Source organism: Bradyrhizobium sp. SZCCHNRI1029 (genome assembly GCF_032487555.1).
In the GTDB taxonomy this organism is placed as follows: domain Bacteria; phylum Pseudomonadota; class Alphaproteobacteria; order Rhizobiales; family Xanthobacteraceae; genus Bradyrhizobium.
Window position 1 is genome coordinate 1 of record NZ_JAUEUK010000005.1, and the last position, 22918, is coordinate 22918.

Sequence of the window (22918 nt, forward strand, 5' to 3'; positions counted from 1 at the left end):
AACTCCAGCAGAAGCGCTTGACGAGCTGCTGTCACGAATGAAAACACTTGGTGTTGCGACCACCGCTTGAGCCCGCCACCCGGCCTTCCCTGCGCGACGGTGTTACGGCTTATACGTCCTCTCCTCGGTGTGCCGGCTTGTAGCCACCGTCGCCCGCGCGCGGCGTCAGCAGCGGCGCGAGCTTGGCATCAGCGTCGGGATGCCGGGACCTTACGATTTCGCCGTCCTGCCCGAACCGTTCGTCCGCGCACCCGAAAGCACGCTGCAATCCTGACAGGCCATCGCATCCCGCGCTCAACGTCCGTGACGACCGCGATACGCCCCTCGCAACGAGGCGGGATGCGCATGAGAGAACATGAATTCTGTAAAAGCGAAAGAAGAATCTTGTGCGCGTCGGACGCGACGAGCGGGATCGGGTTGAATGTGCGGACGAAAATCGTTTCTCGACGCAGATGATTTGAGTGATCCCAGCGCAGGGTCGGCGCCAACGAGGTGGAGCAAATCGCGCAACGCGCCGACCTGATTCGCCCGTCGGGCAGTCCGCTACGCCGCACTCTCCATCAGAGCCTCTTCCGCTTCCGCCACCGCGGCCGGCGTGCCGACATGCATCCAGACGCCTTCGAGGCGGAGGCCGAACAGGCGGTCCTGCTCGTTCGCCTTGTCGAACATCTTCGTCAGCGAGAACTCGCCCTTCGGCGCGCCGTCGAAGATCGATGGCGAGATGATCGCGGCGCCCGCGTAGACAAACGGCACCACCTGATGCTCCCGCCGCTTGCGCAAGGTACCGTCGGCGAGCATCGCGTAGTCGCCTTGACCCGCGTAGCCGATCGAGGTCGCGGTCGGCGCCATCAGCAGCATGATGTCCATGCGTTCGGGATCGAACGCGTCGGCGAGCCGGGAGAGGTTCTGGCGCACGCCCTCGATCCACATCGTATCGGAGTTGACGTGGAAGAACGGCTCGTGGCCGAGCAGCGGCAGCGCCTTGACGACGCCGCCGCCGGTGCCGAGCACCTGGTCGCGCTCGTCGGAGATGATCACGCGGGGCGTGCTGCGCGCGGCCGTGTGCGCGATGATCTGGTCGGCGAGATAGTGGACATTGACGACGGCTTCGGTGACGCCGGCTTCGGCGAGGCGGTCGAGCACATGGTCGAGCAGCGGGCGACCGGCGACGCGCACCAGCGGTTTGGGCATCGTCTCCGTCAGTGGGCGCATGCGCAATCCGAGACCGGCGGCGAGGACCATGGCTTTGTGCGGCTTGACGGGCATCTTCAGGGCATCTCGATCAACGGTGGCATGTGCGAATCATACCACGCAAAAACATCTATCGTCTCGGCCGGTTGCGATAGCCCGGGCCGATGACGAATATGCGACGGCTGCCCGGCCATCGTGATGCAAGATGCCGCAGTCGTGGCTCGGTCAGGCTTCGGCCGCGGCGCGCTTGTTGGTCTTCTTCTTGCCTTGCTTCAGGAAGGTGACGCCGATCTGGTCGCCATTGACCCAGGCCAGCTCGCAGCGCCGGTAGGCCAGGCCGGTCGACGACAACAGCAGGAAGAACTCCTTCAGGTGAAGGCCTTCGACCGAGCCCTCGACCGTCAGCTTCGCCCCGGTCTCCGAGACGTCCTCGATGGTGCAGTTGCGTCGCCAGGTGCCGTCGATGCCCATCATGAAAGCCGGGATGCCGCGCTCGAAGACGACGCGTTCGCCCTTCATCCGCTCTGCCATCGCAACCTCCATTCACGCGCGGCGCGCAACCGGCGCCACGGGCGCAAGGTAAAGGGGGATGGCTAAGAACCGGTAAAGCCACGGAGGTGCGCGGTTTTGGCGCGTTCTCTTTCCACGGCGGCGATCGGCTCCCCTCCCCGCAAGGGGGAGGGGGAGCGCACCGGTGGTGCTGCGAGACGCTGCCTTAAGCCACCCCTGCCGGTGGCGGCACGTTGGCCGCGTACCAGTCGCGGACTGGGTCGAGCGCCGCGTGCGCCAGCGACCGGTGGAGATAGTCCCAGATGCGAGGCTGGTGCTTGAGGTAGTGCGGCTTGCCGTCGCGGCGGTTGAGGCGGGCGAAGGTACCGAGCAGGCGGGTGTTGCGCTGGACGGACATGATCGCGTAGTGCGCGCCGAATTCGTCGGCGTCGAAGTCCGTCGACGCCGCTTGGCGTGCGGCGATGTAGCGCTCTCGGAGCGCCCGCTCGAGTTCTGCCGACACGTCGATTCGGGCGTCCTGCGCCAGGGAGACCACGTCGTAGGCCGGCGGTCCCATCACCGCGTCCTGGAAGTCGATCACGCCCACGTGGGCGATGCCTTCGCGCGCGGGCAGCCAGAGCAGGTTGGGCGAGTGGTAGTCGCGGATCACCCAGGTCGGCTTAGATGTCGGCTTAGATGTGGGCTTGGCCGCGAGCGGCGTCTCCAGCAACTCGCGCCATATTTCCAGGAATTCGGCGCGTAGCACCTGCGACAGCTCCACGCCACGGTCGGGCAGGTACCATTCGAGCATCAGGCCGATCTCGATCAGCATGGCTTCGACGTCGAAGGTCGGGACCTCGTAGGTCACCTGCGGCGCCAGCGGCAGCACCGAGGGGACGTCCTGCGCGTGCAGCGCGGCCAACAGATCGGTCGCGGCCTCGTAGCGCTCCACGACCGGTCGTGGCGGGTCTCCCTCGATCACGCCCTCGCGTCCGAGATCCTCGGTGATGAGAAAGCCGTGGCCGAGATCGGCGTCGTTGATCTTCGGCGCCGAGATGCCGCGCCCGCGCAAGGCGGCGGCGATCGCGACGAATGGGCGGACGTCCTCGGCGAGATGCACGGCGCCGCTATAGGGCTTGCCGTTGTAGATCGCCGGGCCGTCGGGCCGCTTCGGCGAGTTCATCAGGATGGAGACGCGCTCGCCCTTGTGGAGCCGCGCATAGGAGCGGGTCGAGGCATCGCCGGCCACGCGCTCGCGGCGCGATTTGGCGTGCCCGGCCTCGGCGAGGAATTCGCGCAAGGCTTTCAGCCGTGCAACCACCGCGGCCGCCTTGCCGCTGCCGGTGATCTCGGCGCTGCGGGCGGTGTCGCCCTGCGATGGATCGTGGCGCAGCGCGATGTCGACGCGATCCAGCGGGAGAGTGCCGCCGGCGCGCTCCGGCCATTCGATCAGCACGACGGTCGCCTCCGGCAGCGGCGACAGGCCGATCTCCTCGAGCTCCGATGCATCGCTGATGCGATAGAGATCGGCATGCACCAGCGGGAAGCTCGGCAGGTCGTAGCTCTGCGCCAGAGTGAAGGTCGGACTCGGCACCTCCAGCTCGTCGTCGCCGGCGAGATAGCGGATCATCGCCCGCGCCGCCGCCGTCTTGCCGGCGCCGAGATCGCCCGTGAGCGTGATCAGTGCACCCGGGCCGATCAGCAGCGCGAGATCGGCCATCAGGGCGGCGGTGGCGGTCTCGTCCGCCAGCGTGGTGGTGAATGTCAGCTGGTCCGTCATTCCGCGGCGTTGCGTTGCGCGACGTGGTCGGTCGGGAAGTCACAGGTGACCGTGGTGCCCTTGCCGACCACCGAATCCATCCGCACCCTGCCGCCATGCAGCTCGACGAAGGAGCGCACCAGCGACAGTCCGAGGCCGGCGCCGCGATGGCGCGAGCCCTGCGAATGGCTCTCGAACCATTCGAACACCTTGTCCTTCACCTCGGGCGGAATGCCGGGGCCGGAATCGGTGACCGCGAAGACGACGCTGTGGTCGGTGCGGCGGGCGCTGACGACGACGCTCGAATCCGGCGGCGAGAAGCCGACGGCATTGGCGAGCAGATTGTAGAGCACCTGCACGACGCGGCGCTCGTCGCCGACGAAGGAGCCGACATCAGGGTCCACCGCGATCGTCAATCGGATGCGATCCGTGGCAAGCCGGTCCTGCACGCCCTCGGCGGCGGCCTCGATCGCCTTGGCGGCGTCGACCGGCCCGAGCTCGAGCTTCATGGCGCCGGCATCGATGGTGGCGAGGTCGAGAATGTTGTTGGTCAGCGCCAGCAGCGCGTTGGTGGATTTGGTGACGTAGTCGAGATACTCGGCCTGCTTCGGGGTCAGCGGCCCGGTCGACGGATCGGACAGGAAATGCGCGAAGCCGATGATCGTCGTCAGCGGCGCGCGCAGCTCGTAGGATACGTGGTGGACGAAGTCGATCTTCATCTGGCCGGCGGCTTCGAGCGCCTCGTTGCTCTCGCGCAGGGCTCGCTCGACATTCTCGGTGTCGGTGATGTCCTGGAAGGTCAGCATGGTCGCGCCGTCGGGCAGCGGGCGGCTCATGCAGTCGAGCACGCTGCCGTCCTTGCGCTCGAGCTTCAGCGCAACGTCGAGCCGGTTCTCGATCGACGTGATCGCCTCGCGGATGGTGCGCCAGGCGACCGCATCGTCATAGAGCTGATGGCACCAGGATTCCACGGTGTCGATGTGCGGATGCTCGCGCAACTGATCCGGCGACAGCCGCCACATCTTGGCGAAGGCCGGATTGAACAGCTCGACCCGGCCGTTCGAGCCGAACACCGCGACGCCCTCGGCAAGGCTGTCGAGGGTCTCGCGCTGGACCCGGATCAAGCCGTCGAAGCGGCGGGCAAGCGCGAAGCTCTCGGTGACGTCGTCGAACAGATAGGTGACGCCGCCTTCCGGGTTCGGCGTGGTGACGACCGACAGCGCGCGGCCGTCGGGCAGGAACCAGGTGTCCTTGGCGGCCTCGACGGCGCGATAGGCCTCGTGAAGCTTGGCCTTCCAGGCCCGGAAGTCGGCCTGCTCGGGCAACTTGCGCGCGGCGCGAAGACGGTCGAGCACCGACGAGTCATCCGGCTGGCTGTCCAGGAAGGCGGGATCGAGACGCCACAGCCGGCGATAGGAGTCGTTGTAGAAGGCGAGCCGGCGCTGGCCGTCGAACACGGCTACGCCCGAGGACAACTGATCGAGCGTGCGCCGGTGTGCTTCCCGCATCCGCACCACGGCCGCGTCCAGGGCCGCCGCCTCGCTGGCGTCGATGGCGACGCCAGCGCTGCCGTTTCCCAGCATGAAGGCGCGCACGTCGTACATGCGGCGCTCGCCGCCGGTCACGATCGGCAGCCGGCCCTCGAAACGGCCGTTGGTGGCGAGCGCGCGCTGCAGGTCGATACGGTCGGCCGAGTCGAGCAGCTCGATGTTGCGGCCGATCGCGTCCGGCACGTCGCGGGCATCGGCGGCACGGGCATAGGCGGCGTTGACGTAAGCGAGAGCGCCATTGGCCTGCCGTGCCCAGATCGGCCACGGCAGCGCCGCTGCCAGCGCGCGCAGCGACTCCGTCTCCTCGCCGAGCGCCTTGAAGCGGAGCTGCGTCTCGGCGAGCTCGCGGCGCAGGCCGGACAATTCGCGGATGCGCACGATGGCCTGGCCGCCGATGGCGCGGCCCATCGCCTCGATCGCATGGCCGTGCGAGGTGGTGAGATTGAGCATGAAGCCTTCGCCCGCCTCGCGCAGCGCGTCGACGGCGCGGTCGAGCTGCAGCGCGGGCTCCGGCGGCAGCCAGGTTCCAAAGGCGAGAATGCGCTGCGGCTGATCCTGCGGCACCAGCATCGAGGTGTCGCCGGAGATCTGCGGACGGTGGCCGCCGGCCGGCCAGGCGATCAGGATCTGCGGCTCGGCGAACAGCAGCGCACGGTAGCGATCGGCCTGCAATTGCAGCCCGGCGACGTCGGCGCGCAGCCGCGCTTCCTTCCGGCCGGCCGCCAGACGCGTGCGCACCAGCGCGACCGCGGCGACGACGGAGAAGCCGAGCAGCGCCAGCATCGCCGTGACCTCGGCGATATCAGGACGGCTCAGCTCGAACAGCGTCGTGATCGCATCCGGCGGCACGCCATCGCCTGCGAAGCCCGGTGTCGCCGGCGCAAGCGCAGTCGCAGCGAGACCCATCAGGCCCTTGCGCGCAAGTGACGTGCACGACAGCAGCGTCTGACGCATCACCACGATCACGCCCGACATATTTGCCCCAAACCGCACGAAGTTCCGCGCGGCGCCGATCGCGTCGACCGCGCCGTCTCACGAATCAATCAACCATAACCGCTTCGGGACTCCAGCGGTAAGAGTCCAGACCGTGAACGATGGTTGCGCCTGAGGAAAATGCGTCCACCGATCGACTCTTTCGAGTCGGAACAGTGGCAAGCCCGTAGTTCAACGGCCCGTCGAGCCGAAGCCGCCGCTGCCGCGCGCGGTCGTCGTCAAGGTTGTCGCGAGGCTGAGCTCGGCGCGCGCGACGGCGGCGATCACCATCTGCGCGATGCGCTCGCCGCGGCGGATCGTAAACGGTTCCTTGCCGTGGTTGATCAGCAGCACGCAGATCTCGCCGCGGTAGTCCGCGTCCACTGTGCCCGGTGAGTTCAGCACTGTGACGCCGTGCCGCGCAGCGAGCCCCGAACGCGGCCGCACCTGGGCCTCGTAGCCGTCGGGCAGCGCGATCGACAATCCCGTCGGCACCATCGCATGGCTGCCCGACGCAAGGACGAGCGGCGCATCGGGCGGAACCGCGGCGAGCAGATCGAGCCCCGCGGCATGTGCGGTCTGATAGGCCGGCAGCGGCAGGCCCTCGCCATGCGGCAGGATCTGCACGTCGATCGAGATCGTCTGTGTCACGCAACGGGTCCCATGGTTCTGGCGATCTCGGCGACGAGCGCAGTCGCGACCTCGTCCTTGGTCATGATCGGCCAGGACGCGACATGGACGCCATCGGCGTCCTTCGTCAAGAGATGTACGGTGTTGCGGTCGCCGCCCATCACGCCGGTCGCGGGCGAGACGTCGTTGGCGACGATCCAGTCGCAGCCCTTGCGGGCGAACTTTGCCTTCGCGTTGTCGATCAGGTGCTCGGTCTCGGCGGCGAAGCCGATGACGAGACCAGGCCGCTTCTCCTTCAGCTTCGAGATCGTGGCGAGGATGTCGGGGTTCTCGACCAGCGTCAGCGGCGGGATCGCCTTGTCCGTCTTCTTCAGCTTCTGGCCGCCCTCATTGGCGACGCGCCAGTCGGCCACCGCCGCGGCGAAGATCGCGACGTCGGCGGGCAGCTCGGCCTCGACGGCGTCGAGCATCTGCCGCGCCGATTCGACGTGGGTGACGCTGACGCCCTTGGGGTCGGCGAGCTCCACCGGTCCTGCGATCAGCCGCACGTCGGCGCCGGCGGCCTGCGCGGCGGCGGCGATCGCAAAGCCCTGCTTGCCGGAGGAGCGGTTGGCGATGTAGCGCACCGGGTCGATCGGCTCGTGGGTCGGGCCCGCGGTGATCAGCACGCGGCGGCCGGCGAGCGGGCGCGGCACAGGCGGCTTGAGCATGGCGACGACGGCGTCCGCAATCTCGGTCGGCTCGGCCATGCGGCCGACACCGGCCTCGCCCTTCTCCGCCATCTCGCCGGCGTTCGGCCCGATCATCTGGACGCCGTCGCGCTGCAGGGTCGCGGCGTTGCGGCGCGTCGCCGGATTGCTCCACATCATCGGGTTCATCGCCGGCGCCAGCAGGATCGGCCGGCTCGCCGCGAGCAGGATGGCGCTGGCGAGGTCGTCGGCGGCGCCGTGCGCCATCTTCGACATCAGGTCGGCGGTCGCCGGTGCCACCACGATGAGATCGCAGTCGCGCGCGAGCCGGATGTGGCCGACGTCGAACTCGCTGCGCGCGTCGAACAGATCGGTGAAGACACGATCTCCCGACAGCGCCGATGCGGCGAGCTCGGTCACGAATTGCGTCGCCGCCTTGGTCAGCACGCAGCGGACGTGGATGTGGCGCTCCTTGAGCCGCCGGATCAGGTCGAGCGATTTGTAGGCGGCGATGCCGCCGCCGATGATCAGGGTGACGCGAGCCTCGCGCGCCTGGCCGGGCTGGGGGACGAGCGGAGCGGACAGGTTGGCTGGAGCAGGCGGCGCCATCGGCGGCTCGGATGGATCGGCGGGCTCGATCAGCGCGCGCAGGATGACCCGGACTTCCTCTTCGACGGAGCGCCCGTTCTGCGCCGAGCGCAGTCGCAGATAAGTCTTGAGAGAGTCGTCCAGCTTGCGGATGGTCAGGCTCGCCATGACCGCCTCCCCAGCATTGCCCTTGTGAAGGCAATGCTAGCAGAAAATGACAGCAGTGCAATCAGAGGAAGGTGGGCAAAGCGGCCGCCATGGGCGGCAGCGCTGCGCCTTTGCCCAGGCTGCGAGTCTAAAGCCTGAGCACCGCGAACAGAATGCCGATGAAGGTCAGCGCGATGACCCACAGCGCGATGGCGCGCCAGCGGCTCTTCTTGCCTTCGGTGCGGCCCATGGCGGCGATGGTTTCCGGCGACAGGCGCAGGCCGTCGCGGGTCATGGTCTCCATGTGCTCCAGCACGGCGGCGGCGCGGGCGGCGAGCACGGGCAGGGTCGCGCTGAGCCGGACCAGGTCGCCGACGCCGGACACGGCGCCTTCGATGCGGCCGAGCGGGCCGAGATTGCGCTCGATCCATTCGCGCACCACGGGATCGGCGACCTTCCAGATGTCGAGCTTGGGATCGAAGCCGCGCGCGACGCCCTCGACCACCACCATGGTCTTCTGCAGCAGGATCAGCTCCGGCCGGGTGCGCATGTCGAACAGGCCGGTGACCTCGAGCAGCAGGGTCAGCAGCTTGGCCATCGAGATTTCTTCGGCCGTGCGGTTGTGGATCGGCTCGCCGATGGCGCGGATGGCCTGGGCGAAATTCTCCACCGAATGATGCGGCGGCACGTAGCCGGCCTCGAAATGCACTTCGGCGACGCGGCGATAGTCGCGGGTGATGAAGCCGAGCAGGATCTCGGCGAGGAAGCGCCGCTCCTTCATGCCGAGCCGGCCCATGATGCCGAAATCCACCGCGACCAGCCGTCCCTGCTGGTCCAGGAACAGGTTGCCCGGGTGCATGTCGGCGTGGAAGAAGCCGTCGCGCAGCGCGTGGCGGAGAAAGCTCTGGATCACCTTGCGACCGACGTCGGGCAGATCGACATTGGCCTCCGCGAGCCGGGCGTGATCGTTCAGCGCGATGCCGTCGATCCACTCCATCGTCAGCACGGTGTTGGCGGTGCGATCCCAGTCGACCGTGGGTACGCGGAAGTCCGGATCGTCCTTGATGTTTTCCGCCATCTCGGAGAGCGCAGCGGCCTCCAGGCGAAGGTCCATCTCCATCGCGACCGAGCGCGACATCGTGTTGATGACCTCGACCAGCCGCAGCCGCCGCGCCTCCGACGAATGCGCCTCGGCCTTTTCGGCGACGAAGAAGAAATCGGAGAGGTCGCGACGGAAGCGCGAGGCGACGTTCGGCCGAAGCACCTTCACCGCGACTGGACGACGAATGCCGTCGCGCTCGACCTCGCCGCGATGCACCTGCGCGATCGAGGCGGCGGCGACCGGAGGACCGAGATGCGTGAACAGCTGGCTGATCGGGCGCTCGAGCGCGGTGGCGATGACCGCCTCGGCCTCGGCCTGCGGGAATGGCGGCAGCCGGTCCTGCAGCGATTCGAGGTCGCGCGCCATGATGACGCCGACGACGTCGGGCCGCGTCGCCAGGAACTGGCCGAGCTTGAGATAGGCCGGGCCCATGCGCTCGAGCGCCCGCGACAATCTTGGCCCGGACTTGGCGCCGGGGCGCTCGACGAGGCGCGCCAGCTTCAGCGCGAGCTGGCCCGGCGGTGGCGCCAGGCTCGGATCGACGGCGCCGAACACGCCCTCGCGCGCGAACACGAAGGCGGCCCGGGCGAGCCGCGTAATGTGGGTGAGTGCGGAGATCACAAACGCCAGCCGGAATGAAGCGCGACGATGCCGCCGGAGAGAGTCTGCCAGGACACGCGGGAGAAGCCGGCCGCCGAGATCATCTCGGCGAAGGCGCTGGGGCGCGGAAACTGGCGGATCGATTCGACGAGGTAGCGGTAGGACTCGGCATCGCCGGTGACGGCGCGGCCGAGCTGCGGGATCACATTGAAGGAGAACAGGTCGTAGAGCTTGTCGAGCCCTGGCATCTCGACGGTGGAGAACTCCAGGCACAGGAAGCGGCCGCCATGCTTGAGCACGCGGAAGGCCTCGGCGAGCGCGAGCTCGATCTGCGGCACGTTGCGGATGCCGAAGGCGATCGTATAGGCGTCAAAGGAGCGGTCGGGAAAAGCGAGCTTTTCGGCATTGCCCTCGACGAACGAGACCTTGTCGTCGAGATATTGCTTCAGCGCCCGCTGGCGCCCGACCTCGAGCATGTCGCTGTTGATGTCGCACACGGTGGCATGGAAGCCGGCGCCGGCCTTCCTGGCGGCGCGGAAGGAGATGTCACCGGTGCCGCCGGCCACGTCGAGCAGCGCAAACGGCGCATCGCTCTTCGGCGGGTTCAGCGTGTTGATCATGATGTCCTTCCAGACGCGGTGCAGTCCGCCCGACATCAGGTCGTTCATCAGGTCGTAGCGCTGTGCCACGCTGTGAAACACGTCGTTCACCAGCGTCTGCTTCTCGCCCAGAGGCACGTCCCTGAAGCCGAAATGAGTGGTTTGGTCCGGCTGATCCATCACCCTTACTCCGATACGGCACCATAGCGCTGATGCGGCCAAGGCGCTATCACGTCAGCCGGACAAGGTGAATGGTTGCGGATGCAAAAGGTGAAATGAGCCGGCATGCCTGAGCTGCCCGAAGTCGAGACCGTCCGGCGCGGGCTGCAGCCCGTCATGGAAGGCGCCGTCATCGTCAAGGCCGAGGCCCGGCGCGGCGATCTCAGGTTTCCGTTCCAGCCCGATTTTGCGAAGCGCCTGCAGGGCCAGACCGTCAGGGGACTCGGCCGGCGCGCCAAATATCTGCTGGCCGACCTTGGCTCCGGCGACGTGCTGCTGATGCATCTGGGCATGTCCGGCTCGTTCCGGGTGATCAAGCCGGAGCACGAGGAGACGCCGGGCGAGTTTCACTATCCGCGCGGCAAGGACAGCGTGCACGACCATGTCGTGTTTCACATGTCGTCTGGCGCCGACATCGTGTTCAACGATCCGCGCCGCTTCGGCTTCATGAAGATCATCGGCCGCGGCGAGATCGAGACCGAGCCGCATCTGAAGGATCTCGGGCCCGAGCCGCTCGGCAACGAATTCGATGCCGCCATGCTGGCGCGCGCCTGTGCCGGCAAGAAGACCAGCCTCAAGGCGGCGCTGCTCGACCAGCGCGTCGTCGCCGGGCTCGGCAACATCTATGTCTGCGAGGCGCTGTTCCGCGCCCATCTGTCGCCGCGACGGCTGGCGGCAACGCTGGCAACGAAGAAGGGCGAGCCCACGGATCACGCCAGGCGTCTGGTGGAAGCGATCCACGCCGTGCTCAACGAGGCCATCCGCGCCGGCGGCTCGTCGCTGCGCGATCACCGCCAGACATCAGGCGAACTCGGCTATTTCCAGCACTCGTTCCAGGTCTATGACCGCGAGGGCGAGCCGTGCCGGACGGATGGCTGCGAGGGCGTGGTGAAGCGTTTCGTGCAGAACGGGCGGTCGACGTTCTGGTGCCCGAAGTGCCAGAAGTGATGCAGCGGCCGACGAGCCGGCATGGCCGGCTTGCCCCAGTCTGCTTGTGACGGACGGGGGTGGGGGTATACTGCCGCCATGGCTGTCAGCTCGCCCGATCTGAAAGCATTCCTGCTCGCGACGCCGTTCTTCGGCGGCCTGCCCAATGCGAGCCTCGATCTGCTGGTCTCGATGCTGGTCGCGCGTGAGTTCGAGAGCGGCGCCGTGGTCGTCGCCGAAGGCGAGGCGGGTCGTTCGATGTTCGTCGTGCACAGCGGCACGCTGGAGGTGAGCGAGCGCCTGGAGACGGGCGTTGCGATCCATATGTCGCGTCTCGAGCCCGGCGATTTCTTCGGCGAGATGACCCTGCTCGACATGCAGAACAGATCGGCCACCGTCGTCGCGGAAGCGCCGACCGTATTGTACGAGCTGACGGCGCAAAAGCTGTATGCCTTCTACAAGGCTGACATCCACGCCTATGTGATCGTGCTGCAGAACATCAATCGCGAGCTATGCCGCCGCCTGCGTCGCGCCGATGCGCGGATCAAGCAGCTGGAGATGCGCGAGGCTGGAGAGCGCTAGGCCCGGTTGGATTCGGTGGACTCGATCCCGCGGTCGGTGATGTTTCCCTCGCTCCGCTTGCGGGGCGAGGGAGCGCACCGCATTTGCGGTAGCTCGTATCCGATGACGACCACAGCCCGCCTTTACAGCCCCGCCTTCCAGTTGATGCCATTGTCGGCCCAGGTCGGGTAGGCCCGCGTCACCGGCAGCTTCGCTTCCTCGGCGGGCGGCGTCAGCATGATCGGGAATTCGACCTCGGCGTGCTCGCTCGCGTCCTTCAGCTCGCCAGCGTCATGCATGACGTGGTCGCCGGCGAGCTTGCCCGCGGTCCAGCGCCACAGGCTGCGAATCTCCTGCGCCGACTTGCCGGCCGCATCGAATTCGCTGACGCCGAGACCGGCGGCGAGCGCGTCCTGGTGGTCGTTGCGCATCATGATGAAGGGCTGCGCCAGCACTTCTGCGATGTCGCGCGGCGCGTCGGCGTCGAGTGCAGTCGTCGCATCGGTGACGCGATGGCCGCCGCGGATCGGGGCCTGGTTGAGCACGAAGGCAAACGGCTTGCGCCAGGCGCGCACGACGCTCAAGGTCGGTGCCGTCGCTTCGATGTCGGCGACGCTCGGACGCGCCGGAATGAGGCACAGATCGCAGTGGCGGATCGCGGCCGTTGTGGATGCCGTGATGCCGGCCCCGGTGTCGATCACGCAGAGGGTGACGCCGTCGCGGGCCAGCGCTTCGAGGCGAGGCTCGATCGTCTTGGCATCGTAGACGGCTTCGACGATCGGCTCGCTCGCGGCGCGGCGCGCCTGCCATTTGGTCAGCGTGCCCTGACGGTCGGTCTCGATCACGCGCACCTTGTGGCCGGCCTGCTGGGCCGCCACGGCCAGACCAATCGCCAGCGTGCTCTTGCCGCTGCCGCCCTTCTGCGTGGCCAAAACGATCGTGTACATCGGGAGACAGTCCTTCGGATGTTGACGGAACTTATGAGAACGCCAAAGCTGAGCGCATCGCGATCGCGGTGCAGAGCTATTCTCGCTCAGGACAGTCCCGGCCCGATCCAACTCATGAAGAGCGATCGCGGTGGTCCGAATCAGCACGCCGACAAAACTGTTCGAACTATTTCACGCTCGGCCTGTGCCTGCACAGACCGGTTGACTACGGCGGGAGCCGTTCCGAGTTGATAGCAAGGTGCTAGGAAGTTGAGTGGCAGCGAGCCGCGGGCGAGCGATCGGCATCGCCGAGCATCATCCCATGCAGTCGCGATGCTGCACGTCCGATCCCCGCCGGCCGCCGTTGGGCCCTTAATTTTTTCTAAAACGACATGCTTAACATTGCGTAAACGCCGCCGCGCCGCAGGGCGCGGCGGCATGATCGCGATGCCGGACCGGTTTGGCGCAGGCGCTACTTCCGCACGCAGATCACGCGCACCGTCGCCGCCTTGGCGTCGAGCGAGGTTCCGTCGGGCTTGACGCCATGCGTGGCGAGAAAGGCGCGCGTCGCATCGGCGCTGACCATCACGACCTGCGTCGATGGGATCAGCGCCGTGCCGGCGAGGACGCCGGGCTTGAGCAAGGTGACGCCGGCGAACTTGCCGTCGCCGTCGAGCGCCGCCGCTCCGGAAAAGCCGAGCCCGGGCGCCGGCGCCAGCGAGGCGTCGCCGGCGCCATTGCCGGCGAGCTGCGCCTTGACGGTGCTGATCGCGGCACCGCCGCCCTGGCTCTGCGGATCGGCGATGCCGACGATGTCGACCGACGATTTCGCACTGCCGCCCGACAGCGCCAGCGGCTTCAGGCCGCGCGCGCCGTAGATGCGCAGCAGCGCCAGGCCGCGCTCCTTGTCCTCGGCCACGCGCTCGGCATGGCCGAAACCGGGAATGGTGATCGCCACGCAGGCATCGGTCACCTCGCGATCGGCGATGATGGCGCCGTCCTGGGTAGCGATGATGCCGGTGCCGTAATCGACGCGGCGCCGTGGCGCGGGCTGCGCGGCCAATGTCGACGGAAACGCGGTGAAAGCGCTCGACATCGCGATCACGACCGGCTCGACCGTGTTCTCGGTGGCCTGATCGTAGAGGATGGTCAGGATACGCACCTCGTCGCCCCGAAAGGTGCCGCGGATGTAGAACTTCTTCAGGTTCTGCAGGCCCGAGAGCACGAAGAAGTCGGGCTTCACCACGCTGTAGTCGACGGTGCGGCCGGGCTCCTTCTTCTCGCGGTCGGCGAGCGCCGCGGTGGTCGGGTTCGCCTCCTTGCGGCGTGACAGCACGACCTGCACGGTGCCGGTGGGCGAGGTCCATTTCGAGCCGGTGCCGTCGCTGGTCTGTTGCGGCACCAGCTTTGCGGGAATGCCGAGCCGTGCGCCGCTGACCGGCTCGGTCACGAGCTTCCAGCCGACGCCCTCCTGCTTGCGGCGCGCGGTGTCGGCGAGCACGGCGCGCTCCTGCGGGTTCAGCACGCCGGTCGGCTTGCCGCCGACGAGCTTCTGGTATTCCTTGATCGCGTTGACCATGCGCTCGCTGACGTCGCCGGTGATCGCGCCATTGTACTGGCCGACCCAGGCGAGATCGGATTGCAGCGCGAGCCGCTCGGCCTGGCTCATCGCATTGGCGGTGTCGGCGGGAGCCTGCACGCCCGGGCGCGCCGGCTGGGTCGCGACGGGCTTGGGCTTGGCGCCCGGCGACGCGCCCTGCGGCGTCTGTGCCTGCGCCGACGCGCATGCGGCGATCCCGCAGATGAAGGTTGCCGTGGCCAGCCGTCTCATGACAAATCCCGATGCTCTTGCCGCGCCGCTAAATAAGCACATCTGCTTGGTCGGTCACAATCCGGCGAGGGTTCAGTGCGGAGATCCGCCGTCTTCGCCATGGGCCGGCAATGGGCTGACAGCGGTGCGGCAGCGGAAGGGCGTGGTGGAACGATGCTGAGCGACGAAGAAGTGGAGCGCTATGCCCGTCACATCGTGCTGCGCGATGTCGGTGGTCCCGGTCAGGCGGCGCTGAAGCGCGCTGCGGTGCTGGTGGTCGGCGCAGGCGGCCTCGGCGCACCGGCGCTGATGTATCTCGCCGCGGCTGGCGTCGGCACGATCGGCGTGGTCGACGACGACGTCGTGTCGCTGTCGAATCTGCAGCGCCAGGTCATCCATGCGACCCCCGACATCGGCAGACCCAAAGTCGAGAGCGCTGCCGAGCGCATCAACGCGCTCAATCCGCATGTGAGCGTCATGGCGCATCGGACCTGGCTCAATGCCGACAACGCCCTCGATCTGATCGGCGCTTATGATCTCGTGCTCGACGGCTCCGACAATTTCGACACCCGCTATCTCGTCTCCGATGCCTGCTTTCTGGCCGAGAAGCCGCTGATCACCGGCGCGCTCGGCACCTTCGATGCGTCGCTGACGACGATCCGCGCGCATGAGCGGAATGAGAAGGGCCAGTTTAATCCGACCTATCGCTGCCTGTTCCCCGAGCCGCCGCCGCCCGGCACGGTGCCCGCCTGCGCCGAAGCCGGCGTCATGGGTGCGCTCGCCGGCATGCTCGGCTCGATGATGGCGCTGGAGGCGATCCGCGAGATCGTCGGCTTCGGCGAGGGGCTGGTGGGACGGCTCTTGATGCTGGATGCGCGCACGATGCGGTTCGAGACCCTGCGCTATGGGCGCGATCCGACGAATCCGCTGAACGGTGATGGACCTGTCATTGCGGACTTGAGCGCGCATCGGAAGTGACGGCCGCTTGAGTCGAGAGGCGCGCCACAAATTCACTGTCGTCCCGGACAAGCCCGGCGACGCAACGCGTCGTCGGGCGCCGATCCGGGACCATACTCCGTGTATGCAATGAGGCGCGCGGAACGGGTCATCTGCCTGTTCCAGACATCACGCGGTATGGGTCCCCGCGTTCGCGGGGACGACACCGAGTTTGTTGCGCGACCTGGACTCGCATGACGCTCAGCCCGGCTGACCGCGCTCGCTGTCCATATGCACCAACTGCGCCTCCGGATAGCGCTCTCCGGCGGCGACACCAATCGGGAACGCCTTGTCCAGCGCGGCGAGTTGGATCTCGGTGAGCTTGACGCAGAGCGCGCCGAGCGCCTCGTCGAGACGGTCGCGGCGGCGGGCGCCGACCAGCGGGACGATGTCGTTGCCCTGCGCGGCCACCCAGGCGATCGCGACTTGCGCCGGCGTGGCGCCGACCTCGCCTGCCAGGCTGCGCAGCGTGTCGACCAGGCTGAGATTGCGATCGAGATTGTCGCCACTGAAGCGCGGCGAATGGCCACGGAAGTCGGCAGCGTTGGCGCGGTCCTTCGACCAGTGCCCGCTGATCAGCCCGCGCGACAGCACGCCATAGGCGGTGATGCCGATGCCGAGTTCGCGGCAGGTCTGCAGGATGTCGCTCTCGATGCCGCGCGAGATCAGCGAATATTCGATTTGCAGATCCGAGATCGGGTGCACCTTGTGCGCCCGGCGAATCGTCTCTGAACCGACCTCCGACAACCCGATATGCCTGATGTAGCCGGCCTGTTTCAGCTCGGCCATCGCGCCGATCGTGTCCTCGATCGGCACCTTGGGATCGAGCCGCGCCGGGCGGTAGATGTCGATGGCGTCGACGCCGAGCCGCTGCAGCGAATAGGACAGGAAGGTGCTGATGGCCTCGGGCCGGCTGTCATAGCCGAGCCAGCTCCTGTCGGGGCCGCGCAGCGCGCCGAATTTTACCGAGATCCGGACGTTGCGCGGACCTGCGGACGCCAGCGCCTCGCGGATCAGCATCTCGTTGTGGCCCATCCCGTAGAAGTCGCCGGTGTCGAGCAGCGTGATGCCGGCGTCGAGCGCGGCGTGGATGGTGGCGATGCTCTCGGACCGGTCGGTGGGGCCGTAGAAGTCCGACATGCCCATGCAGCCTAGTCCGATGACCGAAACGTCGGGGCCGGTCGAGCCGAGTTGGCGGGTTTGCATGATCAATCTCCTCTTGCTGGCGCAGGCGGCCTGCTGGCCCGCCCGGACAACGCGGATATCGGCGCATTTCCTCGGTTCGATAAGCTGGACAATTTCGAATGGACTGTTCAACATATCGAACAATGAGCGAGCCGGACCTCCGTGATCTTCAAGCCTTCGCTGCCGTGGCTCGCAGCGGCAATTTCCGCCGGGCTGCGCGCGAGCAGGGCCTCGCGGCATCCAGCCTCAGCCAGCGGCTCAAGGAGCTGGAGCAGCGGCTCGGCGCCCGGCTGCTCAACCGGACCACGCGAAGCGTCGGCCTGACGCAGGCCGGCGAGGCGCTGCTGGCACGGCTCGAGCCGGCGCTGTGCGAGATCGAAGCGGCGATCCATCAGGTGCGCGGCCAGCAGCAGGTCGCGGCGGGGCGCCTGCGCATCAATGCGCCGCCGCCCGCGGTCGATCTGGTGCTGGCGCCGATGGTCGCGCCGTTCCTTCAGGCCTATCCGCTGATCGAGCTCGAGATCGTCGCCGACAGCGGCTTCGTCGACATCGTGCAGGCCGGGTTCGATGCCGGCGTGCGCTATGGCGAGCACCTGGCGCAGGACATGATCGCCGTGCCGCTCGGCGAAACGCAGCGCTACGCCATCGTCGCCTCACCGCACTATGTGGCGCAGCATGGCCGTCCCGCGCATCCGCGCGACCTGCTGCAGCATGGCTGCATTCGCACGCGCTTCTCGTCCGGTGCGATGCTGGATTGGGAGTTCGAGAAGGACGGGCAGGTGATCAGGATCGCGCCGCCGGCCCGGCTGATCGCGGTCCAGCTCGGTCTGGCCTTCCGTGCCGCCTGCGACGGGGTCGGCTACTGGGCGACATTCGAGGGACATGTGCGCGATGCGCTGGCGGCAGGCCGCCTCGTCAGCGTGCTGGACGACTGGTGCCCGCCGTTCCCCGGACCGTATCTATATTACCCGAGCCGCCGGCAACCGCCGCCGGCGCTGGCGGCGTTCGTCGCGTTCGTCGGGGAGGGGCGGAAGCGCGCGGGCGCCCCGCACCCAGCTGCCGTCCCGGCCTTGAGCCGAGACCCATAACCACCAGCGTGAACGAGACGATGACGACCAGCGATGTCCCACGCGGGCATTACGCGGTACGGGTCCCTGCGTTCGCAGCGGCGACGCTGATTATGGGGTCGAGTGACCGGCCTACAACATGCTCGGCAGCACGCGGTCCGGCGGGCGGTGGTTGTCGAGGAAGGTCTTGATGTTGATGATGACCTTCTCGCCCATCTCGACGCGGCCTTCGATGGTGGCCGAGCCCATGTGCGGCAGCAGCGTCACCTTGCCGGCCTTGGCGAGCCGGACCAGGCGCGGATTCACCGCGGGCTCGTGCTCGAACACGTCGAGACCGGCGCCGGCGATGTCGCCGGCCTCGATCAGCCGCGTCAGCGTCTCCTCGTCGATCACCTCGCCGCGTGCGGTGTTGACGATGTAGGCGTCCTTGCGGATCAGCTTCAGCCGGCGTGCCGACAGCAGATGGAACGTCGCCGGCGTGTGCGGGCAGTTGACCGAGATGATGTCCATCCGCGCCAGCATCTGGTCGAGGCTCTCCCAGTAGGTAGCGCCGAGCTCGTCGGCGATCACGGGAGCGACCGGGCGGCGGTTGTGATAGTGGATCTGCAGGCCGAAGGCGCGGGCACGCCGCGCCACGGCCTGGCCGATCCGGCCCATGCCGATGATGCCCAAGCGCTTGCCGCCGATGCGGTGGCCGAGCATCCAGGTCGGCGACCAGCCCGCCCAGTTCTTGCCCTCGGTGAGGATCGAGGCGCCCTCGATCAGCCGCCGCGGCACGGCGAGGATCAGCGCCATGGTCATGTCGGCGGTGTCCTCGGTAAGGACCTTCGGCGTGTTGGTGACGGTGATGCCGCGCGCCACCGCCGCCGCGACGTCGATGTTGTCGACGCCGTTGCCGAAGTTGGCGATCATGCGCAGCTTGCAATCGGGCTGATTGAGGATGTCGGCGCTGATGTGGTCGGTGACGGTCGGAACCAGCACCTCGGCGGTGCGCACGGCGTCGGCGAGTTGTTCCTGGCTCAACGGCTCGTCGTCGAGATTGAGCCTGGCGTCGAACAGCTCGCGCATGCGCGTCTCGACCGAGTCCGGCAGCTTGCGTGTCACCACGACGAGGGGCTTTTTCCTACCTGACATGTGCTGCTCTCATGAGATCCTTCAGACCTCATTAACCGGGTTCGCCGAAACTACCGTCGTCGCCTGAGAGCGGCGCTTCCCTGGACTGGTCGTGTCGGATCTCGCAGGTGGGCCGATCCGTCCCTGACAGGGCTTCGCGAGCGATTCTCAGGCGCTTCCTGGCCGCTTGTGTTCGGTCCTGTCTAGCAGAAGGCCCGGCCAAGACAAGAAGCCAACGGCAGGTCGGGACTGGCGCTTTCGGCAAGCCCTCTCCGAGCACGAAGGGGGGCAGCCGGGCGGTTCGATGGGGATCGGGCGAAGGATCGCAACGTAATCCGCTTTGATCGGAGCGCGGGTCGATCCTTTCGAGGGAGAGTGAGTTGAGTAAATTGACGTTGTGGCGTTTCGGTGCTGTCGTGGTGCTGCTGGTCTGTCTGTTCGACGTTGCCGTCGGCAGGGGCGGCGTTGCGGCGAAGGACTCCGTTCTCACCACCAGCGGCCTGCCGGTGCCGCGCTATGTCAGCCTGAAGTCGGATCATGTGAACGTTCGCGCCGGTCCGACCAAGGACAACGACGTGGCCTGGGTCTATACGCGCTCCGGCCTGCCGGTCGAGATCACTGCGGAATATGAGAACTGGCGCCGCGTGCGCGATTCCGAAGGCTCGGAGGGGTGGGTCTATCACTCGTTGCTGTCGGGGCGCCGCACGGCGGTGGTCACGATGAAGAACAAGGACGATCTCGCCCCGATCTACGAGAGCGCCGACGCGACCAGCGCGGTCACCGCGCGGCTGCAGGCCGGCGTTGTCGCGCAGGTGAAGAAATGCGGCAACGGCTGGTGCCGCGTGCTCGGCAATGGTTTCGAAGGCTGGATCCAGCAGCAGCGGCTGTGGGGCGTCTACGCCGACGAGCAGGTCAATTGAAGGCCCAGGTCAGCGCAATGCGCTGACCTCCATCCTGACGCGCTCCCGACACAAAAATGCCCGCAGCGGGTGCGGGCATGGTGCTTCGATGAAGACCTTCCGGAGGCTCAGCGCTTCTTGCGCAGCCGGACGACCATGTCGATCCGGGCGATCTCGTAACCTTCGGGCGCCTCCGGCAGCTTCGACAGCGCCAGATGCTGGTCCGGGATGTCGACCAGCTCGTGGTTGTTCTCGAGATAGAAGTGATGGTGGGCGGTGACGTTGGTGTCAAAATACGTCTTCGTGCCGTCAACGCTGACCTGGCGCAGCAGGCCGGCGTCGGTCAGCTGGTTCAGCGTATTATAGACCGTGGCGAGCGAGACCGGAACCTTGGCCAGCGTCGCTTCCTCATAGAGCATTTCGGCGGTCAGATGCCGCGCGCCCTTGCCGAACAGCAGCCAGCCGAGGGCCATGCGCTGGCGGGTCGGGCGCAGCCCGGCCGCCTGCAGCATCTCGTTGACGTCGTGCCATGGGCAGCCATTGAGTGCTGGCTGCCGGCCGTTCCCGAGATCCGGGTTGCCGCGGTCATGACCACTCATCGAGGCGTTGTTGCTGACATCCACTTCAAGCACCGCACAATCTCGCTCTCATCCACAACCGATATAGGAAGAAACCCATTCAGATGCAAGCTTATCGCAACTAACGTATCTAGAACGCTCCTAAACTGCATTTGCCGCCCGGTTCGGGCGCCGGCCCTGGTGCTGCGTCGATTTACCTGGATACGCGCATTGACGCCGCAATCCTCTATGTTAGAGAGCGCCCGGACCCGATTTGCCCTGCCATGGTGAGCGCCGCCGGCCGTGATGGCCATGTGCGCGAATCCAGGCGTCGTTAGGCCCGCCGCTGACAGCGGTCATGTTCGCCAAGTGCGATGGCCCAGCCTTCGTGCCGACGCGATGACCGGCCAGCGCGGCGCGGAAGGGGGCGGCGCGCGGGAAGGGTCCATGTCGCGCGGCACAAATTCCACCGGGGATCGTTGAGAAAGGCCACCAAGCATGCTGGATCGGCGCAGCGCATATGAATACGAGGACCTGCTGGCCTGCGGCCGCGGGGAGCTGTTCGGCCCCGGCAATGCACAACTGCCGCTGCCGCCGATGCTGATGTTCGATCGGATCGTCGAGATCTCCGAGACCGGCGGCGAGTTCGGCAAGGGCGTCGTCCGCGCCGAGCTCGACGTGAAGCCGGATCTCTGGTTCTTCGGCTGCCATTTCAAGAATGATCCGGTGATGCCGGGCTGTCTCGGCCTCGATGCGATGTGGCAGATGGTCGGCTTCTACCTCGGCTGGACCGGCGGCGCGGGGCGCGGCCGTGCGCTGGGCCTCGGCGATCTCAAGTTTTCCGGCCAGGTGCTGCCGACCGCCCGCAAGGTTGTGTACAACGTCGACATCAAGCGCGTGATGCGCTCAAAGCTGGTGCTCGGTATTGCCGACGGGTGGCTTTCGATGGATGGCGAGATTATCTATCGCGCCAAGGACCTGAAGGTCGGCCTGTTCAAGCAGGGCGCCGCGCCGACTTGAACCGGCAGGCTGCGACCACAGACAGTGCAGCAGGCACGGCTGCAACACAACACACGAGCAAGGTGAGGCGGACATCATGAGGCGGGTTGTCATCACGGGCATGGGCATCGTCTCATCGATCGGCAACAACACCCAGGAGGTGCTCGCCAGCCTGTACGAGGCGAAGTCCGGTATCTCCCGCGCCGAGAAATATGCCGAGCTTGGTTTTCGTTCGCAGGTGCAAGGTGCGCCGACGCTGAATCCCGCCGATGTGGTCGACCGCCGCGCCATGCGCTTCCTCGGCGAGGGGGCGGCGTGGAATCATGTCGCCATGGAGCAGGCCATCCTCGATTCCGGGCTGGAGCCGACCGACGTCTCCAACGTCAGAACCGGCATCATCATGGGCTCAGGCGGGCCATCGACGCGCACGCTGGTGGAAGCGGCCGACATCACCCGCACCAAGGGCCCGAAGCGCGTCGGTCCGTTCGCCGTGCCGAAGGCAATGTCGTCGACGGCCTCGGCGACGTTGGCGACCTGGTTCAAGATCAAGGGCGTCAACTACTCGATCTCCTCGGCCTGTGCGACGTCCAATCATTGCATCGGCAATTCCTACGAGATGATCCAGTACGGCAAGCAGGACGTGATGTTCGCCGGCGGCTGCGAAGAGCTCGACTGGACGCTGTCGGTGCTGTTCGACGCGATGGGTGCGATGTCGTCGAAGCACAACGACACGCCTGCGACCGCGTCGCGGCCCTATGACGTCACGCGCGACGGCTTCGTGATCGCCGGCGGCGCCGGCGTCCTCGTGCTGGAAGAGCTCGAGCACGCCAAGGCGCGCGGCGCCAAGATCTACGGCGAGATCGTGGGCTACGGCGCGACCTCGGACGGCTACGACATGGTGGCGCCGTCGGGCGAAGGCGCCGAGCGCTGCATGCAGCTCGCGCTGTCGACCGTGAAGACGAAGATCGACTACATCAATCCGCATGCGACTTCGACGCCGGCCGGCGATCCGCCGGAGATCGAGGCGATCCGCAAGGTGTTCGGCCGCGGCGAGAAATGTCCGCCAATCTCGGCGACCAAGGCGCTGACCGGCCACTCGCTCGGCGCCACCGGCGTCCAGGAAGCGATCTATTCGCTGCTGATGATGAAGAACGGCTTCATCTGCGAGAGCGCCAACATCACCGAGCTCGATCCCGCCTTCGCCGACATGCCGATCGTGCGCAAGCGCATCGACAACGCCAAGCTCGGCACCGTGCTGTCGAACTCGTTCGGCTTCGGCGGCACCAACGCGACGCTGGTGTTCAAGCAGCTCGACGCCTAAGATTTCCAACAGCAGTGGTTTC

Annotated in this window: 20 protein-coding genes; 7 read left to right on the forward strand and 13 right to left on the reverse strand. The window is 67.0% G+C overall.

All coding sequences use genetic code 11. The features are described from left to right. Positions 1–543 precede the first annotated feature (543 nt). The 8 genes from QW861_RS15110 to ubiE form a co-directional block, all read right to left on the reverse strand. Positions 544–1266 carry a nucleotidyltransferase family protein gene (locus tag QW861_RS15110; RefSeq protein WP_315751761.1) on the reverse strand — a complete coding sequence of 241 codons (723 nt, stop codon included), beginning with the start codon at positions 1264–1266 and terminating at the stop codon, positions 544–546. Positions 1267–1416: 150 nt separating this feature from the next. After that, a complete protein-coding gene (locus tag QW861_RS15115; protein ID WP_315716899.1) occupies positions 1417–1722 on the reverse strand; it encodes a PilZ domain-containing protein in 306 nt (101 codons plus the stop codon). Between the two features lie 184 nt (positions 1723–1906). Then, complete coding sequence (gene tsaE, locus QW861_RS15120; protein ID WP_316193231.1) at positions 1907–3460, reverse strand: tRNA (adenosine(37)-N6)-threonylcarbamoyltransferase complex ATPase subunit type 1 TsaE; 1554 nt, start codon at positions 3458–3460, stop codon at positions 1907–1909. Continuing rightward, entirely contained in the window at positions 3457–5964 is a 2508-nt protein-coding gene (locus tag QW861_RS15125; protein ID WP_316183706.1) for a sensor histidine kinase, read from the reverse strand. Before QW861_RS15125 ends, tsaE begins: the two co-directional genes overlap by 4 nt. Positions 5965–6153: 189 nt before the next feature. Beyond that, positions 6154–6612: a dUTP diphosphatase gene (gene dut / locus QW861_RS15130; RefSeq protein ID WP_315825659.1), complete on the reverse strand. Its 459-nt coding sequence runs from the start codon at positions 6610–6612 to the stop codon at positions 6154–6156. Next, positions 6609–8036: a bifunctional phosphopantothenoylcysteine decarboxylase/phosphopantothenate--cysteine ligase CoaBC gene (gene coaBC / locus QW861_RS15135; RefSeq protein ID WP_316193232.1), complete on the reverse strand. Its 1428-nt coding sequence runs from the start codon at positions 8034–8036 to the stop codon at positions 6609–6611. Before coaBC ends, dut begins: the two co-directional genes overlap by 4 nt. A gap of 127 nt (positions 8037–8163) precedes the next feature. Then, on the reverse strand, positions 8164–9738 hold the full coding sequence (ubiB, locus tag QW861_RS15140; protein ID WP_315716904.1) for a 2-polyprenylphenol 6-hydroxylase: 1575 nt from the start codon (positions 9736–9738) through the stop codon (positions 8164–8166). Continuing rightward, on the reverse strand, positions 9735–10496 hold the full coding sequence (ubiE, locus tag QW861_RS15145) for a bifunctional demethylmenaquinone methyltransferase/2-methoxy-6-polyprenyl-1,4-benzoquinol methylase UbiE (protein WP_315716905.1): 762 nt from the start codon (positions 10494–10496) through the stop codon (positions 9735–9737). The genes ubiB and ubiE overlap by 4 nt, the downstream gene beginning before the upstream one ends. A gap of 105 nt (positions 10497–10601) precedes the next feature. Between ubiE and mutM the strand changes: the two genes are divergently transcribed. Together mutM and QW861_RS15155 are read left to right on the forward strand one after the other, a co-directional pair. After that, the gene (gene mutM / locus QW861_RS15150; protein WP_315825657.1) at positions 10602–11483 is read left to right on the forward strand and encodes a bifunctional DNA-formamidopyrimidine glycosylase/DNA-(apurinic or apyrimidinic site) lyase; all 882 of its coding nucleotides are present in this window, start codon (positions 10602–10604) and stop codon (positions 11481–11483) included. 78 nt (positions 11484–11561) lie between these two features. Further along, positions 11562–12044 carry a cyclic nucleotide-binding domain-containing protein gene (locus tag QW861_RS15155; protein WP_315825656.1) on the forward strand — a complete coding sequence of 161 codons (483 nt, stop codon included), beginning with the start codon at positions 11562–11564 and terminating at the stop codon, positions 12042–12044. Between the two features lie 122 nt (positions 12045–12166). On the opposite strand, the gene QW861_RS15160 is transcribed toward QW861_RS15155, so the two are convergent. After that, positions 12167–12970 carry a ParA family protein gene (locus tag QW861_RS15160; RefSeq protein WP_315751768.1) on the reverse strand — a complete coding sequence of 268 codons (804 nt, stop codon included), beginning with the start codon at positions 12968–12970 and terminating at the stop codon, positions 12167–12169. A 451-nt stretch (positions 12971–13421) separates the two neighbouring features. Then, on the reverse strand, positions 13422–14780 hold the full coding sequence (locus tag QW861_RS15165) for a peptidoglycan-binding protein (RefSeq protein ID WP_315751769.1): 1359 nt from the start codon (positions 14778–14780) through the stop codon (positions 13422–13424). A gap of 153 nt (positions 14781–14933) precedes the next feature. Between QW861_RS15165 and QW861_RS15170 the strand changes: the two genes are divergently transcribed. Further along, positions 14934–15737 (forward strand): molybdopterin-synthase adenylyltransferase MoeB, encoded by an 804-nt coding sequence (locus tag QW861_RS15170; RefSeq protein ID WP_315751770.1) that lies wholly within the window; start codon positions 14934–14936, stop codon positions 15735–15737. Between the two features lie 219 nt (positions 15738–15956). Here QW861_RS15170 and QW861_RS15175 read toward each other — a convergent pair whose 3' ends face one another. Further along, on the reverse strand, positions 15957–16961 hold the full coding sequence (locus QW861_RS15175; protein ID WP_315751771.1) for an aldo/keto reductase: 1005 nt from the start codon (positions 16959–16961) through the stop codon (positions 15957–15959). Between the two features lie 122 nt (positions 16962–17083). On the opposite strand from QW861_RS15175, the gene QW861_RS15180 reads away from it, so the two are divergent. After that, positions 17084–18028: a LysR family transcriptional regulator gene (locus QW861_RS15180; protein ID WP_315751772.1), complete on the forward strand. Its 945-nt coding sequence runs from the start codon at positions 17084–17086 to the stop codon at positions 18026–18028. A 111-nt stretch (positions 18029–18139) separates the two neighbouring features. On the opposite strand, the gene QW861_RS15185 is transcribed toward QW861_RS15180, so the two are convergent. Beyond that, positions 18140–19141, reverse strand: coding sequence for a D-glycerate dehydrogenase (locus QW861_RS15185; protein WP_315716913.1), 1002 nt, complete (start codon positions 19139–19141; stop codon positions 18140–18142). A 413-nt stretch (positions 19142–19554) separates the two neighbouring features. Between QW861_RS15185 and QW861_RS15190 the strand changes: the two genes are divergently transcribed. Further along, positions 19555–20040, forward strand: a complete 486-nt coding sequence (locus QW861_RS15190) for an SH3 domain-containing protein (RefSeq protein ID WP_409977910.1) — start codon at positions 19555–19557, stop codon at positions 20038–20040. Between the two features lie 107 nt (positions 20041–20147). Here QW861_RS15190 and irrA read toward each other — a convergent pair whose 3' ends face one another. After that, positions 20148–20618, reverse strand: coding sequence for an iron response transcriptional regulator IrrA (irrA, locus tag QW861_RS15195; protein ID WP_315716966.1), 471 nt, complete (start codon positions 20616–20618; stop codon positions 20148–20150). A gap of 456 nt (positions 20619–21074) precedes the next feature. Here irrA and fabA point away from each other — a divergent pair, with 456 nt between their 5' ends. Both fabA and fabB read left to right on the forward strand, forming a co-directional pair. Continuing rightward, complete coding sequence (fabA, locus tag QW861_RS15200) at positions 21075–21596, forward strand: 3-hydroxyacyl-[acyl-carrier-protein] dehydratase FabA (protein WP_315716914.1); 522 nt, start codon at positions 21075–21077, stop codon at positions 21594–21596. A gap of 76 nt (positions 21597–21672) precedes the next feature. Next, positions 21673–22896 carry a beta-ketoacyl-ACP synthase I gene (gene fabB / locus QW861_RS15205; protein ID WP_315716915.1) on the forward strand — a complete coding sequence of 408 codons (1224 nt, stop codon included), beginning with the start codon at positions 21673–21675 and terminating at the stop codon, positions 22894–22896. Positions 22897–22918: the final 22 nt, after the last annotated feature.

Coding starts and splice junctions, on each gene's coding strand:
- QW861_RS15110 (WP_315751761.1), bottom strand. CDS start 1,266: ATGCCCGTCAAGCCGCACAAAGCCATGGTCCTCGCCGCCGGTCTCGGA.
- QW861_RS15115 (WP_315716899.1), bottom strand. CDS start 1,722: ATGGCAGAGCGGATGAAGGGCGAACGCGTCGTCTTCGAGCGCGGCATC.
- tsaE (WP_316193231.1), bottom strand. CDS start 3,460: ATGACGGACCAGCTGACATTCACCACCACGCTGGCGGACGAGACCGCC.
- QW861_RS15125 (WP_316183706.1), bottom strand. CDS start 5,964: ATGTCGGGCGTGATCGTGGTGATGCGTCAGACGCTGCTGTCGTGCACG.
- coaBC (WP_316193232.1), bottom strand. CDS start 8,036: ATGGCGAGCCTGACCATCCGCAAGCTGGACGACTCTCTCAAGACTTAT.
- ubiE (WP_315716905.1), bottom strand. CDS start 10,496: ATGGATCAGCCGGACCAAACCACTCATTTCGGCTTCAGGGACGTGCCT.
- mutM (WP_315825657.1), top strand. CDS start 10,602: ATGCCTGAGCTGCCCGAAGTCGAGACCGTCCGGCGCGGGCTGCAGCCC.
- QW861_RS15155 (WP_315825656.1), top strand. CDS start 11,562: ATGGCTGTCAGCTCGCCCGATCTGAAAGCATTCCTGCTCGCGACGCCG.
- QW861_RS15160 (WP_315751768.1), bottom strand. CDS start 12,970: ATGTACACGATCGTTTTGGCCACGCAGAAGGGCGGCAGCGGCAAGAGC.
- QW861_RS15165 (WP_315751769.1), bottom strand. CDS start 14,780: ATGAGACGGCTGGCCACGGCAACCTTCATCTGCGGGATCGCCGCATGC.
- QW861_RS15170 (WP_315751770.1), top strand. CDS start 14,934: ATGCTGAGCGACGAAGAAGTGGAGCGCTATGCCCGTCACATCGTGCTG.
- QW861_RS15175 (WP_315751771.1), bottom strand. CDS start 16,961: ATGCAAACCCGCCAACTCGGCTCGACCGGCCCCGACGTTTCGGTCATC.
- QW861_RS15180 (WP_315751772.1), top strand. CDS start 17,084: ATGAGCGAGCCGGACCTCCGTGATCTTCAAGCCTTCGCTGCCGTGGCT.
- QW861_RS15185 (WP_315716913.1), bottom strand. CDS start 19,141: ATGTCAGGTAGGAAAAAGCCCCTCGTCGTGGTGACACGCAAGCTGCCG.
- irrA (WP_315716966.1), bottom strand. CDS start 20,618: ATGAGTGGTCATGACCGCGGCAACCCGGATCTCGGGAACGGCCGGCAG.
- fabA (WP_315716914.1), top strand. CDS start 21,075: ATGCTGGATCGGCGCAGCGCATATGAATACGAGGACCTGCTGGCCTGC.
- fabB (WP_315716915.1), top strand. CDS start 21,673: ATGAGGCGGGTTGTCATCACGGGCATGGGCATCGTCTCATCGATCGGC.